Annotated in this window: 16 protein-coding genes; 8 read left to right on the top strand and 8 right to left on the bottom strand. The window is 63.6% G+C overall.

Annotation, left to right across the window (positions count from 1 at the left end):
• Positions 1-28: 28 nt before the first annotated feature.
• The 3 genes from ASC48_RS05510 (at position 29) to ASC48_RS05500 (ending at position 5,782) form a co-directional block, all read left to right on the top strand.
• Positions 29-1,777, top strand: a complete 1,749-nt coding sequence (locus ASC48_RS05510; protein ID WP_055454757.1) for a heparinase II/III family protein — start codon at positions 29-31, stop codon at positions 1,775-1,777.
• A gap of 108 nt (positions 1,778-1,885) precedes the next feature.
• A complete protein-coding gene (gene purH / locus ASC48_RS05505) occupies positions 1,886-3,502 on the top strand; it encodes a bifunctional phosphoribosylaminoimidazolecarboxamide formyltransferase/IMP cyclohydrolase (RefSeq protein WP_055454756.1) in 1,617 nt (538 codons plus the stop codon).
• A 183-nt stretch (positions 3,503-3,685) separates the two neighbouring features.
• Entirely contained in the window at positions 3,686-5,782 is a 2,097-nt protein-coding gene (locus ASC48_RS05500; RefSeq protein WP_055454755.1) for a methyl-accepting chemotaxis protein, read from the top strand.
• Between the two features lie 60 nt (positions 5,783-5,842).
• On the opposite strand, the gene ASC48_RS05495 is transcribed toward ASC48_RS05500, so the two are convergent.
• The 6 genes from ASC48_RS05495 to ASC48_RS05470 form a co-directional block, all read right to left on the bottom strand.
• Complete coding sequence (locus ASC48_RS05495; RefSeq protein WP_055454754.1) at positions 5,843-7,201, bottom strand: MFS transporter; 1,359 nt, start codon at positions 7,199-7,201, stop codon at positions 5,843-5,845.
• A gap of 8 nt (positions 7,202-7,209) precedes the next feature.
• Positions 7,210-7,413 (bottom strand): DUF1737 domain-containing protein, encoded by a 204-nt coding sequence (locus tag ASC48_RS05490; RefSeq protein ID WP_050474080.1) that lies wholly within the window; start codon positions 7,411-7,413, stop codon positions 7,210-7,212.
• Positions 7,414-7,449: 36 nt separating this feature from the next.
• Positions 7,450-8,340, bottom strand: coding sequence for an HpcH/HpaI aldolase/citrate lyase family protein (locus ASC48_RS05485; protein ID WP_055454753.1), 891 nt, complete (start codon positions 8,338-8,340; stop codon positions 7,450-7,452).
• A 220-nt stretch (positions 8,341-8,560) separates the two neighbouring features.
• The gene (locus ASC48_RS05480) at positions 8,561-8,956 is read right to left on the bottom strand and encodes a response regulator (protein ID WP_019964371.1); all 396 of its coding nucleotides are present in this window, start codon (positions 8,954-8,956) and stop codon (positions 8,561-8,563) included.
• A 1-nt stretch (position 8,957) separates the two neighbouring features.
• On the bottom strand, positions 8,958-9,521 hold the full coding sequence (hpt, locus tag ASC48_RS05475; protein WP_055454752.1) for a hypoxanthine phosphoribosyltransferase: 564 nt from the start codon (positions 9,519-9,521) through the stop codon (positions 8,958-8,960).
• Positions 9,518-10,504 (bottom strand): zinc-ribbon domain-containing protein, encoded by a 987-nt coding sequence (locus ASC48_RS05470; protein WP_055454751.1) that lies wholly within the window; start codon positions 10,502-10,504, stop codon positions 9,518-9,520. Before ASC48_RS05470 ends, hpt begins: the two co-directional genes overlap by 4 nt.
• A gap of 197 nt (positions 10,505-10,701) precedes the next feature.
• On the opposite strand from ASC48_RS05470, the gene ftsE reads away from it, so the two are divergent.
• The 4 genes from ftsE (at position 10,702) to ASC48_RS05450 (ending at position 14,154) form a co-directional block, all read left to right on the top strand.
• Complete coding sequence (ftsE, locus tag ASC48_RS05465; RefSeq protein ID WP_072242530.1) at positions 10,702-11,361, top strand: cell division ATP-binding protein FtsE; 660 nt, start codon at positions 10,702-10,704, stop codon at positions 11,359-11,361.
• A 22-nt stretch (positions 11,362-11,383) separates the two neighbouring features.
• Positions 11,384-12,427 carry a cell division protein FtsX gene (locus tag ASC48_RS05460; RefSeq protein WP_055454855.1) on the top strand — a complete coding sequence of 348 codons (1,044 nt, stop codon included), beginning with the start codon at positions 11,384-11,386 and terminating at the stop codon, positions 12,425-12,427.
• Positions 12,428-12,543: 116 nt separating this feature from the next.
• Entirely contained in the window at positions 12,544-13,314 is a 771-nt protein-coding gene (locus tag ASC48_RS05455) for a YdcF family protein (RefSeq protein ID WP_208975539.1), read from the top strand.
• Between the two features lie 69 nt (positions 13,315-13,383).
• Positions 13,384-14,154, top strand: coding sequence for a lysophospholipid acyltransferase family protein (locus ASC48_RS05450; protein WP_208975565.1), 771 nt, complete (start codon positions 13,384-13,386; stop codon positions 14,152-14,154).
• A 16-nt stretch (positions 14,155-14,170) separates the two neighbouring features.
• Here ASC48_RS05450 and ASC48_RS05445 read toward each other — a convergent pair whose 3' ends face one another.
• Positions 14,171-14,701 (bottom strand): gamma-glutamylcyclotransferase, encoded by a 531-nt coding sequence (locus ASC48_RS05445; protein WP_050474074.1) that lies wholly within the window; start codon positions 14,699-14,701, stop codon positions 14,171-14,173.
• 103 nt (positions 14,702-14,804) lie between these two features.
• Here ASC48_RS05445 and ASC48_RS05440 point away from each other — a divergent pair, with 103 nt between their 5' ends.
• Positions 14,805-15,830 carry a DUF2125 domain-containing protein gene (locus tag ASC48_RS05440; RefSeq protein WP_055454748.1) on the top strand — a complete coding sequence of 342 codons (1,026 nt, stop codon included), beginning with the start codon at positions 14,805-14,807 and terminating at the stop codon, positions 15,828-15,830.
• A 185-nt stretch (positions 15,831-16,015) separates the two neighbouring features.
• Here the strand turns inward: ASC48_RS05440 and ASC48_RS05435 are convergent, their stop codons facing one another.
• Positions 16,016-16,504 (bottom strand): GNAT family N-acetyltransferase, encoded by a 489-nt coding sequence (locus ASC48_RS05435; RefSeq protein WP_050474145.1) that lies wholly within the window; start codon positions 16,502-16,504, stop codon positions 16,016-16,018.
• Between the last annotated feature and the right edge of the window lie 188 nt (positions 16,505-16,692).

Here is a 16,692-nt window from a genome sequence, read left to right as displayed (position 1 = left end):
GCCAGCACAAGGGCGGTGAGACACTGCCATGACGATCCGGGCGATGGGTGAGCAGGGGCGCATCGGGCGCCTGCTGCTCCATCATCTCTGGCAAAATAGCCTGCGCTGGCTGCATGGCGGACCCCTGTTCCGCTGGCAGCCATTTGCGGGAACGCCTTCCCGTTTGCTCATCGCCCCGCAGGATCTTCGCACCGCCGACCAGACCAACGCCCTTGATATCTATGGCGGCCGCTTTCTTTTCTCCGGCAAGGTGGTAGAGGCCAGAGGCCGCTCCCCCTTCGAGCTGAAGGGCGAAGATCCGGCCTGGCAGCGCGAATTGCACAGTTTCGGCTGGCTGCGCGACCTGCGCGCCGCCGAAAGCCTTGTCGCCCGCCAGAATGCCCGTGCCCTTGTCGATGACTGGATCCGCCTGTGCGGCCGCTGGGCCCCCATCGCCTGGGAACAGCCCGTCGTGGCGCGGCGCGTCCTGTCCTGGCTCGCCCAGTCGCCGCTGGTGCTGGAGGATGGCGACGCGGAATTCTACCGCCGTTTCCTGCGCTCGCTCGGCCGTCAGGTGCGCTATCTGCGCCGCACCATCAACGAAACACCGGATGGCGTGCCGCGCCTGCAGGCGGCGCTTGCGGTGGCGGCTGCCAGCATCTCGATGGCCGGTCAGGGCCGTTACGTGCGCCAGAGCCTCCGGCGCCTGGAGCATGAGCTGCAGCGCCAGATCATGCCCGATGGCGGACATGTGTCCCGCAATCCCGGTGCGATCCTCGAAATTCTCACCGATCTTCTGCCAATCCGGCAGGCCTTCATCACGCAAGGGCTGGAGACACCCGCCGGCATGATGCAGGCCATCGACCGGATGATGCCGATGGTGCGCTTCTTCCGCCATGTGGACGGTGCCTTTGCCCATTTCAACGGCATGGGCTCCACCCCCACCGATCTGGTGGCAACGATCCTGGCCTATGATGATGCGCGCGGCGCTCCTCCCGGCAACGCACCCTTCTCCGGCTATCAGCGGCTGATGGGCGGGGACACGGTGGTGCTGATGGACACCGGCACACCGCCGCCGCCGCTTCTGAGCCAATCGGCCCACGCCGGCTGCCTGTCGTTCGAAATGTCCTCCGGCCGCCACCGGCTGGTGGTCAATTGCGGCGTTTCCGGCTGGGCCAGCGAAGGCTGGCGGCAGGTGGCCCGTTCCACGGCAGCCCATTCGACGGCCGGCATGGAAGACAGCTCGTCCTGCCGGTTTCTAACAGAGAAGCCTTTCACCGGCTGGCTCGGCGCGCCGATCCTCAGCGGTCCGACCAGCGTGCCCGTCAACCGCGAGGAAGACGTGATGGGCACCCGCGTCACCGCCTCCCATGATGGCTATGCCCACCGCTACAATGTGCGCCATGAGCGCGACATCCGCCTGTCGAGTGACGGCTCCGTGCTGGACGGCATCGATCTGTTCTCGACGCTGGGCGCCCTTACGCATCACGACCATTTCACCATCCGCTTCCATCTGCATCCGCTGATCAAACCGAGCCTGCTCAGGGCAGGCACCGCCGCATTGCTGATGGCGCCGGACGGCGAAGCCTGGGAATTCAATGCATCCGGTGCAGAACTGGTGCTGGAAGAATCCGTCTATCTGTCGGATGTCTATGGCCACCGCCGCACCCAGCAGCTGGTGCTTTATGGCCGCATCAGCCAGTCCAGCCAGGTCGCCTGGCAGTTCCGCCGCACCGCGACAGCCCGCAATGCCCGGCGCGAACGCAGCGCTGCTCAGGAGCCGGAATTGCCGCTGTAAGCGATCGGGATGCTGATTCGCAGCGCGGGTCTTCTTGAGCTTCCGTTTCTGCCCCGTTCGTGCTAGGGCCACGGCCACTTTCCATCCTCAGATCTGCGAGGCAAGGCCATGGCTGTGGTGTCCAAGGGGGTTCCCGTTCCCCCGCTCGTTTCCATCAAGCGCGCCCTTCTTTCCGTTTCCGACAAGACCGGTCTGCTCGACTTCGCCCGCGGGCTGTCCGAGCGCGGCGTGGAGCTGATTTCCACCGGCGGCACCCGCAAGACGCTGGCGGACGCCGGCCTGCCGGTGAAGGACATTTCCGAAGTGACCGGCTTCCCGGAAATCATGGATGGCCGGGTCAAGACCCTGCATCCAATGGTGCACGGCGGCCTGCTCGCCATCCGCGACGATGCCGAGCATAAGGCAGCCATGGATGCCCATGGCATTGGCGGCATCGACCTGCTCTGCGTCAACCTCTATCCCTTCGAGGATACAGTTGCCTCCGGCGCAGATTATGCAACGGGCGTCGAGAACATCGACATCGGCGGCCCGGCCATGACCCGTGCCGCGGCCAAGAATCATGCCTATGTGACCGTCGTGGTGGATCCGGCAGACTATGCTGACGTTCTGTCGGCACTGGATGAGAACAACGGCCAGTCGCCAATCGGCCTGCGCAAGAAGCTGGCCCAGAAGGCCTTTGCCCGTACCGCTGCCTATGATGCCGCCGTGTCGAACTGGCTGGCTTCGCAGATTGGCAACGAAGCGCCCGATTACCGCGCCATGGGCGGCAAGCTCGCCGAAGTCATGCGCTATGGCGAGAACCCGCATCAGTCGGCCGGTTTCTACACCACCGGCGAGCGCCGCTCGGGCGTGGCCACCGCCCGCCAGCTGCAGGGAAAAACCCTGTCGTACAACAACATCAACGACACGGACGCCGCCTTCGAGCTGGTCAGCGAGTTTGACCCCAAGCGCACCAAGGCCGTTGCCATCATCAAGCACGCCAACCCTTGCGGCGTGGCCGAGGGCTCCAGCCTGAAGGCAGCCTATGAACTGGCGTTGCGCTGTGACCCTGTTTCTGCCTTCGGCGGCATCGTTGCCCTCAACGATACGCTGGATGCGGAAGCCGCCGAAGAGATCGTCAAGATCTTCACCGAGGTGATCATCGCCCCGGCTGCGACGGATGAAGCCATCGAAATCGTGGCAAAGAAGAAGAACCTGCGCCTGCTGGTCACCGGCGGTCTCGCCGACCCGCGTGCGGCCGGTCTGGCCATCAAGTCCGTCGCTGGCGGCCTTCTGGTCCAGTCCCGCGACAATGGCGTCATCGATGATCTCGACCTCAAGGTCGTGACGAAGCGCGCGCCGACCGCACAGGAACTGGCCGACCTCAAGTTCGCCTTCCGCGTTGCCAAGCACGTCAAGTCCAATGCCATCGTCTATGCGAAGGACGGCGCCACGGTGGGTATTGGCGCGGGCCAGATGAGCCGCATCGACAGCGCCCGCATCGCCGCACGCAAGGCGCTGGATGCGACCGAGGCTGCAGGCCTGTCCACCCCTCTCACCAAGGGCTGCGTGGTCGCCTCCGATGCCTTCTTCCCCTTTGCCGACGGACTTCTCTCCGCAGCGGAAGCAGGCGCGACTGCGGTCATTCAGCCGGGCGGCTCCATGCGCGATGATGAAGTGATCGCCGCAGCCGACGCGGCAGGTCTTGCCATGGTGCTGACCGGCATGCGGCATTTCCGTCACTGAGAGTAAGCCCGCTGTAAAAACCACCGCAAGTTGCTTCGGCGCCAAATAGTTGGAAAAATTTTTAGCTTCCAGAGGCAATTGTCTGCTTCTGGAAGCTTTTTCTTAACAAGATTCAGCGCTTCCTGCCTCTAGGAGAATCCTGCCTGGACGCAAGAATTCCGGGCAGTCGGAAGGGGTACCAGGATGTTGAAACAGGCAAAGATCGCAACCAAGCTTGCGGCCGTCAGCGTGACTGCGCTGGCCGGAGTCCTTGCTGTTGGAATTGGTGTCATTGGATATCAGGCCACCTCAGCAACGCAGCAGCTTGCCATTCAGCAAGTGGAAGCCATTGCGCAGGAACAGGCCGAGTATGTTGCACGGGTGATCGAGGAAGGTCTTCTGCCCGCGCAAGGTCTCGGCAATGCCCTCAATGCGCTGAAGCGCAGCGGACCAGTCGACAGGCAGGCCTGGACCAACATTCTGCAGGATGCGATGCAGACCCACCCCAACATGGCCGGCACCTGGGGCATGGTTCCCGACAACAATCTGGACGGGCGTGACGCCGAATTCGAAGGCCAGCCCGGGCACGACGAGGCCGGGGTCTGGCGCCCCTATTTCTACCGGAACCAGGGCAAGGTCGAGTTCAGTCCCATTCCGCCACTCAAGCCATCGCCTGAGGGCGACTGGTTCCATGTCTCCTACAGGACCGGCAAGGACTTCGCCACGGAACCCTACACCTGGGAAACCGATGGTGTTGTCATGACTGGCATTTCCTTCAGCACCCCAATCCGCGATGGCGGCAAGGTCATCGGCGTGACCGGTGGCGACCTTCTCCTCACCGATCTGACGAAAACCCTGTCTTCCCAGAAGCCGATGGGCACCGGCCAGGTGAATCTTCTGTCCCAGGCCGGGGTCTGGATCGCCAACACGGATCCGGCTCTTCTGGGCAAGCCCTGGACTGAAGCCAAGGGATCTCAAGAGGCGGCCTTCGGCGCGCAGGTTCTCAATGCGGTCAAATCGGCCCAGCCCTTCTCCTACACTGCCTACGCAGAATCGGCTGGCGGAGACATGATCAACATCGTCCGCCCGGTTGCCATCGGCAACACCGGTGCCACCATGGCCGTCGTGGTCAGTGTGCCCATGGCAACGGTGAATGCCGCCTCAACGCAGATCATCTACACCATCCTTGGCATTGGCGTGATCCTGCTGGCGGTCCTCGCCATCGCGGTCATGTTCTTCAGCAACCGCATCGTCCGCCGTCCGCTGGAACGGGCCGTCACCACCATCAACGCCCTGATCGACCAGCGCTACGACATCACCATTCCGGACAAGGAGCGCGGTGACGAGATCGGCCACATCAATCAGGCACTCGAGATCTTCCGGGAGAAAGCGAAGCAGGCTGAAGAGCTGGTGGCCGAGCAGGAAGAACAGCAGCGCCAGCGCATCCTGCGCGCCGAGGCTGTCCGCGATCTGTCCCAGTCCTTCGACGCCCGCATTTCAAAGCTCACCACGACGGTCTCAAGCCTCGTCGACGACCTCAACAATGCTTCCAACGTGCTGACGGTGGGCGCAGACGACACCAGCGCCAAGAGCACCGCCGTTGCGGCCGCCTCCGAGGAAGCGGCTGCCAACGTGGAAGCTGTTGCGTCTGCTGCCGAAGAGCTGCTGGCCTCCGTTTCGGAAATCCGCCGCCAGATGGAACAGTCCGCCGGGATCGCCAGTCAGGCCGTGCATCAGGCACAGGCCACCAATGGCAAGATCGAAGCACTGGCCGATGCCGCCAGCCGCATCAATGAGGTGGTGGCGCTGATCCAGGCCATTGCCGAGCAGACCAACCTTCTCGCCCTCAATGCCACCATCGAGGCGGCCCGTGCCGGCGAGGCCGGCCGCGGATTTGCGGTCGTGGCAGCGGAAGTGAAGGAACTGGCCAACCAGACCGCCAAGGCGACGGAGGAAATCTCCAGCCAGATCCAGTCGGTCCAGTCGGAAACGGCCAATGCGGTGAAGGCCATTCAGGAGATCTCCTCGACCATCGAGCAGATCAACGAAATCTCCGGCAGCATCCAGGTATCCGTGGACCAGCAGGGCCTGGCGACCACCGAAATCGCCCGCAACATCCAGGAAGCCTCCAACGGCACACAGGAAGTGACTCGCAACATCGTCGCCGTGTCCGCTTCGGCCAACGAAACCGGCGAAACGGCCCGCAGGGTCAGCTCCTCGGCCGCGATCCTCCAGCAGGAAGCAAGCGAGCTGCGGCAGGAAGTGGAGCAGTTCCTGAGAGATATCCGCCAGAGTGCCTGACCGGCCGCAGCATCCAGCTCAAACACGCAGCCCCGGCAAGCCGCCGGGGCTGTTGCCGTTTCAGCGCGGCTTCAGACCTGCAAGAACGAAAGCCCCGCCGGCAAAGAACACGAGGATCACCGCCATGCCTGCCGCCTGACTGGCGGTGGCTGTGGTGACAAGGGCGACGGCCAGCGGCGCAAGGAAGCTGGTCACCTTGCCCGACAGCGCAAGAAGACCGAAGAACTGGCCCTGACGGCCCTCCGGTGCCAGATGCACCAGAAGGCTGCGCGCCGCCGACTGCAACGGTCCCGCCAGCGCGCCGATACAGCCGCCGAGCACCAGGAACATCAGATCCGGCAGGGACCCGAACAGGGCACCGGGGGCTGCAGGCGTCACATCGAAGACGAAGAACACCGTGTCCCGGTCCACCGAAACAAGGCCGAGGCCGCACAGGATGAGACCGCCAAGCGCCCCCAGAATGACCTTGCGGGAACCAATAAGGTCGTCCAGCCAGCCGCCGGTCAGCGCTCCGATGGTGCCGGTGATGGTGAGCAGGATGCCGAAGGTGCCGATCTGGATCGTGCCCCAGCCGAGCACACCGGCCGCATAAATGCCGCCAAAGGCGAACAGCGCCACCAGCCCGTCGTTGTAAAGCATGTTGGCGATGAGGAACCGCGCCATGCCGGGCACCTGCAGCACGTCTGCAAGGCTGCGGCGCAGGGAAGCAAGGCCCTGCCGGACAGCAGCCCTCACCCCCATGCGGCGCGGCTCATCGGGCGTGAAAAGGAACATCGGCAGCACGAAGACGAGGAACCACAGCGCCGAGAACGGCCCCGATGCCCTGTCCCCCTCGCGCGCGGCCGGATCAAGCCCGAACAGCGGGTCCGCACCCAGCAGGGTCTTGCCCGTTTCCGGATTGGCCGCCATGAAGCCGAGCACGATGACGAGGCTGATCAGGCCGCCCAGATAGCCGACCGCCCAGCCTGCGCCCGACAGGCGGCCGAGCCTGTCACGCGCCACCAGCGAGCCCATCATGGAATTGTTGAAGACCGTGGCAAACTCGATGGCGAGCGTGCCCAGCGCATAGCCCGCCAGCGCCACGGCCATGCCGTAGCCGGTGCCGGGAACGGCCCACCACAGGGCAAGGCAGGACAGCACGTAAGGCACCGTCAATGCCGCGATCCACGGCTTGCGTGCCCCGCCTGCATCGGCAACGCAGCCAAGAAACGGGGCGAGCAGCGCAATGGCAAGCCCCGCCGCCGAGGTGGCATAGCCCCAGAGGGCCTGCCCTTCCGCCGGGGTGGCGGCAAGGGCGGAGGCAAAATAGGGCGCGAAGACGAAGGTCGTCACCAGTGTGAAGAAGGGCTGGGCTGCCCAATCGAAGAGAACCCAGCCGGCGACGCCGGCAGCCCGTGTCTTCCGCCCTGCGGTGCTCATCAAGCGGCTCAGTAGTCGCCGAGCTTGATATCCGGGGTGTAATCGCCCGGCACTTCCTTGGTCACGGCCTGACCGCAGACGACAATGCCGCGGGTGGCATCAAAGGTCAGCTGCGGCGCACCGGCCAGCTCCCAACCCTTGTTGAGGGCCTGCGTGACCCGGTGGCAGAACTGGCTGTCGTCGGGGCCGGTGATGAAGCGGTAGAGTTTCATGGCAATCTTTCCAGGAACAAGAACTGCTCCGGCATATCATTCCTGCGCGGATGCCGCCATGGCTTTGGCAATGGCCAGCACCCTCAACCCCATGTCCGCATGCAGCCGCTCCACCATCTTGCCGTCGATCTGGATCGCCCCCTTGCTGGCATTTTCCGGCAGGGCGAAGGCATCGTTGATCTTCTGCGCCCAGGCGATTTCCGCCTCCGAGGGCGAAAAGGCAGCGTGACAAGCCTCGATCTGCTTGGGATGGATCAGCGTCTTGCCGTCCATGCCCATCTCCGCCCCTTGCGCGCATTCAGCGGCAAAACCGTCCAGATCGTTGAAATCGTTGTAGACACCGTCAAGGATATCAAGCCCGCCCGCCCTTGCTGCGGCCACGCAGGTCATCAGCCAGGGCATCATCACGGCCCGGCCCGGCAGCAGGCGGGCGCGGGTTTCCTTGGCCAGATCATTTGTGCCCATGACGAAGCAGGTGAGGCGTGTTTCCGGGTCCCGTCCCGCCGAGGCAATGCTGGCCGCATGCAGCATGGCGAGCGGCGTTTCCATCATCGCCCAGAGCTTCACGGAGGCAGGGGCACCTGCCAGCTTCAGCCGGTGCGCCACCCGTTCCACATCGGCAAGGGACGAAACCTTGGGCAGGAGGATGGCATCGGGGGCTGCGGCAATCGCCGCCTCCAGATCCGCCTCGCCCCATTGGGTATCAAGCCCGTTGATGCGGATCACCGCCTCGCGCCCAGCAAAGGCACCGGCCGTCACGGCCTCACAGACCTGCTGGCGGGCGGCTTCCTTGGCATCGGGCGCCACGGCATCTTCCAGATCCAGCAGCAGGCAGTCCACGCCGAGGCTGCGCGCCTTTTCCAGTGCCCGGCCGTTGGAGCCGGGCATGTAGAGTGCCGAGCGGCGGGGCTTGAAGCTTGCGGTCACGGGCGGTCCTCCTGCGGGTCTTTGCGGCATTGGGTTTTTGCAACGCAAAAGCTAGACGGTGGCAGCCGCTTTTTCCACTCGCCTTTCGGCGGGTATCTCCTGGGTATCTTTGGGGGCTCTCAGGTGCAGCAGCGCAGAGCGCCCAAAATAAAACCCGGCGAAAACGCCGGGTTCACACACACCAGAGCTGCCGCGTCCAGTAAGACAGAAGATTGACCGCTCAGGCTGACAGGCGGCGCTGTTCGCGGACGACGCCATGAATGGCGTCACGCACGGCCTGACGGATATCAGCCAGCGAGAAAGGCTTGGTGATGACATCATGCACCAGCTCGTCGAGGCCGTTGGCCCGTTCACGCTGATCGGCAAAACCGGTCATCAGCAGGATCGGCAGGCTCGGCCAGTCGCGGGCGGTGGCCAGCGCTAGGGCGATGCCATCCATCACCGGCATCTTGATGTCGGACAGCAGCAGATCGAAGCTGCCTCTCTCGCGAACAAGCGTTTCCAGCGCTGCTCCGCCATCTTCCGAGGCGCAGACGGTGTGGCCATCCAGTTCAAGGGCGCGTTTCACAAAGCTGCGAACCGCCTCGTCATCTTCCGTCAGAAGAATCCGGGCCATATCACACTCCCGTTGTTTCGCGAGGGGGTGTAGCCTCTTCCCCGGCCACATACCCGATGAAGGGCAACTGCCGCCAGGCGTGCCCCATGTCCATCCCGTAGCCCACCACAAACCTGTCCGGACAATTGAAGCCCACATAGTCAGCCTGAATATCGGCCTTTCTGTGATGCGGCTTGTCCAGCAGTGCGGCGACCTTGACCGAACGCGCGCCCCTTTCAAGAAGCCTGTCCTTGGCGAACTTCAGGGTACGTCCGGATTCCAGAATATCATCCGCCAATATGATATCGCGATCCTTAACAAGACTTTCAACGTCACGCAGAACCTGAACATTTCCAGAGCTTACGGTCCCTGCCCCGTAGCTGGATAAATGCATGAACTCCATTTCGAGTTCCAGACCCGCACGGTGCATGGCACGCACCAGGTCGGCGGCAAAGATGAAGCTGCCCTTGAGCACAGCCACGACCAGCAGCTGATGCGGACGGGAAGAAGCCACTTCGCGGGCAAGGCTCTCAACCCGTGCGGCGATCTCGGCTTCATCGTAAAGGGTATGGATCACCGGCTTCATCTTGTTGCTTCTGCTGCTTGTCCTGAACGGCGGTCCACAAAGCGGACCTGAATATCTGCTGCGTCTGCAGGAGGATCTGTCAGCCTGGTCCTGAAGCGCGTGTTCGCGCCCGGCTCCAATGCCACCGCACGCGGCTCGAGGGTCCAGGCATAAATCTCCTGATGATCCTCGCTTCGCAGCGACAGGCGCACCGCGGGTACTGCGGCAGGCTGTTCCGATACGCTCTGGATTGTCCCCTCGACAACCAGAACGATGGTCCCCTCGTCGACTTCCCTGAATGTTCTCAAATCACGGAACTCAAGTCCGCGCAAGTTCACAGGAAGTCCCATCATGTCGAACAGACTGGCAAGGTCCGGAACGTGCTTGACCACGAACTGGCGGTTCGTAAAGATGAGCGTGCTGAATCCCGCTGCTGCAAGAAAGATCAAAAGGCCGCCGGCGCGGCGCAGGTTGTTCACCGTCACGTGACGGGTCAGGAATGACCAGTCACGCTCCCGCTTGGGTTTTTTCGTGTTAACCTTGATCTTCTTACGCTTGGCAAGGGACTCAATGTCAATCGTACGGCGAGCATTTTCCTTCTCGTCCGTTTCATCATTTGCATCGGAGGCCACTACATCTGGGTATTCCGGCGGCGCATCTCTACCATTCTTTGATTTACCCTGAGTATCCACAGATCCTTTGGCAGGTTCGGGCTCATCGTCCTCAAACGCGCGCACCTTGGCAAGGGCTTCTTCCTCCGTGGCATCCTCCACCCATGCCGCTTCATCCTCGTCTGTCTCCGGCTCATCCTCGATGGCCATGGCAGGCTTTGCAGCGCCTCCGGCAGAGGCAGCCGGAGAGGCAGGCGCGGGGATTTCTTCCTTGCGCGGGCTGATGAACCAGCGGTTTCCGCAGCGTGCACATTTCACGCTGCGCCCTTCCGGGCCAACCATTTCCGGCTTGATGTCATAGGAAGTATCGCAGTCCGGACAGGTGATCTTCATGTTTGGGAGACCCTCGCTCCACGGCCTCGCTGGGCCTTGATGGCGCCATCCATGACGCGGATGATAGCAGTCCGGTGCTGAATTGGGGGGAAGACCTGCGTCAGAGCGCCCCCAATTCTGGTCCAGAGGACATTCATATGTTTAATGAAGCGTTAAAGGGATGGCTCTAGGGTAAGCGCCGTCCACGGAGGTTTTGCGTGATCCGTTTCGAGAACGTCGGGCTGAGATACGGCATGGGGCCGGAAATCTTGCGCGACCTGACATTCAGCATCGAGCCGCAGTCGTTTCAGTTCCTGACCGGGCCCTCCGGCGCGGGCAAGACAACGCTGATCCGCTTGCTGTTTCTGTCGCTGCGGCCCACGCGCGGCCTCATTCGCGTGTTCAACCGGGACATGGCCACCATCGCCAAGAAGGAACTGCCGGAGCTGCGCCGCCGTATCGGCGTGGTGTTTCAGGATTTCCGGCTGCTGGACCATCTGACGACTTACGAAAATGTCGCTCTGCCGCTGCGCGTTCTGGGCAAGGAAGAAGCGAGTTACCGCTCGGACGTGGTGGAACTGCTGAAATGGGTGGGCTTGGGCGAGCGCATGCATGTGCTGCCGCCGGTTCTCTCGGGCGGTGAAAAGCAGCGCGCGGCCATCGCACGGGCACTGATCACCCGGCCGGACATGCTGCTGGCGGATGAGCCGACGGGAAACGTCGACCCTCCCCTTGCCCGCAGGCTGTTGCGGCTGTTCATTGAACTCAACAGGCTTGGCACATCCGTCGTGATTGCCACCCACGACATCACCCTGCTTGAACAGGTCGAGGCGCGCCGGATGGTTCTGGCGGACGGGCGCCTGTCCATTTTTGACTGAGGGCATGGGGAAGGCACCGCGCATGGCATCCAAGGCCCCGCCACCAAAGAAGACCGGCGCTAAGGCGCCGCGACAGCAGAAGAGCCGGCCCAAGCTGCCGCGCCCTTCGCTGAAGCTGTCCCTGCGCGGCAAGGCCAAAGCTGCGGCAGGCGGGCAGGACGCACGCCTGCGGCCGTCAGCGGCCATCGTGCCGTCCCAGTCCGTGGCCGGACGCGCCCTGACGCTCGTCGTCGCCATCATGAGTTTTCTGGCCTGCCTCACCGTCGGCTCCGTCTCTGTCGTCTGGGAGGCGGCGCATGACTGGAGCAATGACCTCGTGCGGGAGGTGACCGTGCAGATCCGCCCCGCCGACGGGGTCGACATGCTGCGCGAGATCGACAAGGCCGTGGCGCTGACGCAGGAGTTTCCCGGCATCGGCACGGTGCGCGCCCTGTCGGACGAGGAAACCCGCCAGCTGCTGCAGCCCTGGCTCGGCGCAGGCCTCGACCTCGAAACGCTGCCCGTGCCGCGCCTGATCCAGGTGACCGTCAGCAATCCGCAGGAGCTGGATCTTCCGGCGCTGAAGCAGTCGATCGAACAGAACGTGCGCGGCGCCAGCCTTGATGATCACAGCATCTGGACCTCCCGCCTGGCCGCCATGGCCGGGGCCGTGGTGGCCGGGGGCTTCGGCATCCTGGCGCTGGTGCTGTTTTCCATGGTGCTCAGCGTGATCTTCGCCACCCGTGCGGCCATGGCCGGAAACCGCGACGTTGTGTCCGTGCTGCATTTCGTCGGCGCCAGTGACGGCTTCATCGCCCGCGAGTTCCAGCGCCACTTCCTCGTGCTGGGTCTCAAGGGGGGAATAGCTGGCGGGCTTGCCGCTTCCTTCTGCTTCATTCTGCTGGAAGCCTTCACCCGGCAAACGTCCGGCATGGCCGGTGCCGACCAGATGTCGGCGCTGTTCGGCTCCGTGGCGGTCGGCACGCCGGGCTACTTCGGAGTGGCCGGCATTGTCTTCATCGTCGCCCTGCTGACGGCGCTGACCTCCGGCCTTGCGGTCAAATCCCACCTTGCCAAAATCGACTGACTGCAACATCCATCCAAGAAACAGCGGAATTGGTCTATAATCTTCGCACGATGAAACCTGCGCCTTCGGACAAACAGCCTGATGCTGCCGCCCCTGCACCGGTCCAGGAGGACCGTGTGCGGGCTGAGGCTTTGCTGGCTGCGTCCGGGGAGCGGGCAAGTCACGAGGCAAATCAGATTCTTGCGCCCGAAGCAGGACAGCCGGCAGGAGAGCCCGCCGGGGAACAGGCAGAGCAGCAGCCAGGGCCAGCACCGCAGACGCCGCCGCCGCGCCGCAGGGGCTACAAGCGCTGGCTGGCGCTGAAGGCAGTTGGGATTGCCGCCACGCTTGTAAGCCTGTGGCTGCTCATTTCCTTCATCCGCTTCACCGCCGATGTGGTCACCATCGATCAGCCGCAAGACCCGCGCGCCGATGCCATCGTTGTGCTGACCGGCGGCCAGGAGCGGATCGAGACGGCGGTGCAGCTGCTGCAGCAGGGCCGCGCCCAGCGCCTGCTCATCTCCGGCGTCTATCCGGCCACCACCGCACGCCAGCTGCGGCTGCGCACGGAGGCCGAACGGGACCTCTTCAACTGCTGCATCGACCTCGACAAAAAGGCCCTCAACACCATCGGCAATGCCACCGAGGCCGCCATCTGGGCGAAGACGAACGGCTATGCCTCGCTCGTGCTCGTCACCAGCGCCTACCACATGCCGCGTGCCGAGATGGAGCTGAATGCGGTCATGCCGGATCTGGTGGTCATTCCCTATCCGGTGTTTGCGGGCGATCTCAACCTGGAGAGATGGTACGCGGAGCCGCGGACCTTGCGGCTTCTCCTGAGGGAGTTTGTGAAGTATACCCTCGCGCGGTTGCGGGTGAGCACGCTGGGTGTCTCTGCTGCGGGCTGAGGGCCTCAACCCGGCCGCGCCGCTCAGTCTGCCCGGCTTCCAGCCCGTTCCTGTCTCCAGTCCGGTTTCCTGATGATCTATCTGCGCTCGCTTCTCTTCCAGATTGCCTTCTACCTGCTGACACTGGTCCAGATGGTGGTCTACAGCCCCTTCGTCTTTCTGGCCCCGCGCCGCATGGCCTGGGTGGTGGTGCCGTTCTGGGCGAGGGTCAATCTGGCGCTGCTGCGCTGGATCGCCGGGCTCAAGGTGGAGTACCGGGGCATTGAAAACATCCCGCAGGGAGGCTTTCTGGTAGCATCCAAGCACCAGTCCGCCTGGGAAACCTTCGCCCTCATCCCGTTCTTTCCGGACCCGACCTACATTCTGAAGCGCGAGCTGCGCTGGATCCCGATTTTCGGCTGGTACACGGCCAAGATGAAGCAGATCCCCATCGACCGGGGCAAGCGCTCTGCGGCACTCGCCGCCATGATGGCAGCCGCACGCGAGGCGATTGCCGAAGGCCGGCAGATTCTCATCTTCCCGGAAGGCACGCGCCGTCCGGCAGGTGCAGAACCCGCTTATAAATACGGCATTTCCCATCTCTACCGGGATCTTGCCTGTCCGGTGCTGCCGGTGGCGCTCAATGCAGGGCTTTACTGGCCGCGCAAGGGCTTCCTGATCCATCCGGGCACGGTGGTTGTCGAGTTCCTGCCCGTCATCGGGCCGGGCCTTGAGCCGGCCGTCTTTTTCGAGACGCTGACAGGACAGATCGAAACCGCCTCCAACCGCCTCATCGAGGAAGCCCGGCAGGCGGAGCGGCCCTCGCCGGTGTTGAAAACCATTCCGCCGCGCGGGGCCTGATCAAGGAAAAGCCCCGTCAGGCTGAGGCCATTTGCTTCAGCCGCTGTGCCAGCCAGGAGACGCGGGCATCGTGGATGCCCAGTTCTTCCAGATGGCTCGCCGTGTTCAGCACATATTCCGGATTGGCGCCGGACTGGCCCACCGCCCCATCCACCAGCTCCAGCTGGCGCTCCAGCGGCAGCACGCCCGCATATTGCGGGTGCTGCCGGTCAACAAGATAGGTGAGCGCAGTGGCATTGGTGCCATCGGCAAAGCGCACCGGGCGCAGGGCTTCCAGATAAACCATGGTCGCCTGTTCGCGGGCGCGCAGATATTCGATCGTCCCGTCCCGGTCCTGTTCCCGGACGCGGAAGGCCATGCCCCGGCAGGCGCCGCCCCGGTCCAGCCCGAAGACGAGGCCGGGCCGCTCCGGCGTGCCCCGGTGCACCCAGGAATAGACGCAGAGCGAACGGTGGGCACCGTGCAGCAGCGCCGGACGCTTCTCCTCAAACGGGAAACCGGGCTTCCAGATGAGAGAGCCGTAGCCAAAAACCCACAAATCGCCCATATCGGTCACGATACCTTGTTTTGCCTGAGCCGCGCACTTAGCAATGCGCCGGGCAAGTTTCAATGGCCGTGCTGCAAGTGGACTGTGGCACCAGAGGACAGACATGACCGAAATCCCTTCCGCGCCGCGCAAATCCTCCAGCCGCAAGTTCATCTATCTCGCCGGAGCCGTGGTGCTTGTGGCCGGTGGATGGAGTGCGGCCTGGATTGCGGCCCGCAGCTTCGTCAACAGCCAGATTGATGCCGCCCTGCAGAATGCAGCGGCCATGGGCTTCGAGATCGCCTGCAGCGAGCGCGGCCTTGGCGGCTATCCGTTCCGCTTCGAGCTGACCTGCAAGGACTTTGCCCTGCGCACGCCGGTGGGCCATTTCGTCAGTGTCGCCGGGCTGCGCGCCGTCGCCCTCGCCTATAATCCGCAGCACATGATCATCGAGGCGGACAGCCCGATGGCCGCCTTTGCGCCCGGCGACGGCCCGATCCAGGAAGGCACATGGGAGAGCCTGCGCGCCAGTCTGCGTTTTAATGGCACGAGCCTGCGCCAGCTGGATGGGGTGATCACAGCCTCCCGTTTCTTTACCTCCGAGAACCCAGATGCAGGTGAAGTATCTCTGGCAGGCGGAGAATTGCACCTGCGGCCAAACCCCGCACAGCCGGACGATCTGGATCTGGCCGTCAGCTTCAAGGGCCTGAAGGTGGCGGCAGAGGACCAGCCCGGTGACGGCAGCTTCATCGGCCAGATTTCCGGCGGGGCGCCATTGCTGTCAGGCACCGTGCCGCAGACCCTTTTTGCCAGCACGGACGGCCAGCCGGCGCTGACCGTCAGCGCCCTGAAACTCACCACCGGCAGCACTAGCCTCAACACCACCGGTCAGATCCGGCTGGAAACCAACGGCACCCTCTCCGGCGAGCTGCCGCTGACAGCGGTGGAACCTGATGGCATCAAGGCCGTTCTTGCGCCCTTCTTCCCGTCCGATTCCGGCTTCCCCGAAGCGCTGCAGGGCGCCGTCATCAGCTTCGGCAAGGCGACGCAGGTGGATGGCAAGGCGGCGGTGGAAGCAAAGGTGCAGCTCACCAACGGCTCCGCCCGCATCGGCATCCTGCCCTTCGCACAGATCGACCCGGTGTATTGAGGGGGAGCTTCAAGCCCCTTTGACCGCGTGAGACACCACCGCATTCGTCATGCCATGGCTCCGCCCATGGCATGACGAAAAAGAGGGCGGAGCAAGCGCGTCTGCGACCTAAACTCCGGCCAACCTCTGGCAAGGCTGCCCCGGATCTGACGTTCAGCATCCGGGGCGCTTCGCCGCAAGCTGCGTCAGGCCGACGCCAGCCGGTCGATGGCGATGATGTAGCTCTTGTGATGATCGGGCTCGGCGATCTGGTCATAGAGAGCAAGTGCAGGAGCGTTCTTGCTCGGCACGATCCAGCGCAGCTGCAGCCAGCCACGGCTCTGGCCCTCGGTGACGAGGGTCTGGATCATCTTGCGGGCAATGCCTTTCTGGCGGAACTCAGGGCGCACGTAGATGTGGTCCATCTGGCCGGAGCGCAGGCCCGTGATCAGTTCCGGCAGATCGAAGAAGACCGCAAAGCCGACAAGCTGCCCGTCCACAAAGGCGCCGATCACTTCGGCGGAGCGGTCACCCAGAATGCGCTCGGCATAGAACTGGTCCGGACGGCGCGGGGCGCCGCGCTTGAGGGCCTGGGCATTTTCAGCAATCAGGGGCGCAAGGTGCAGGGCATCGTCGGGGCCAAGAGCCTTGATGTCGAGCTTGGTCAATTCGGTCTCCGCTATGGGTCGGATCATCGTTACATGCGCAAGATGTCCCGAACCGGCGGGACGATCAAGCACCTGATGAGGCGGCATAACCAGCCCATGGGCGCTTGAGCCTTGCTAAAGCTGTGACAGATGCACAATGCACGCAGATGAGGCATGCCTGTCCTTGCGCCACCTCAAGGACTATGTATTTCTGTCGCTGCAAGACCCGACGCACC

This window comes from Pannonibacter indicus (assembly GCF_001418225.1).
Lineage (GTDB): Bacteria > Pseudomonadota > Alphaproteobacteria > Rhizobiales > Stappiaceae > Pannonibacter > Pannonibacter indicus.
The sequence above is the reverse complement of the archived record's forward strand: the minus strand, read 5'-3'. Positions and strand labels throughout refer to the sequence as shown.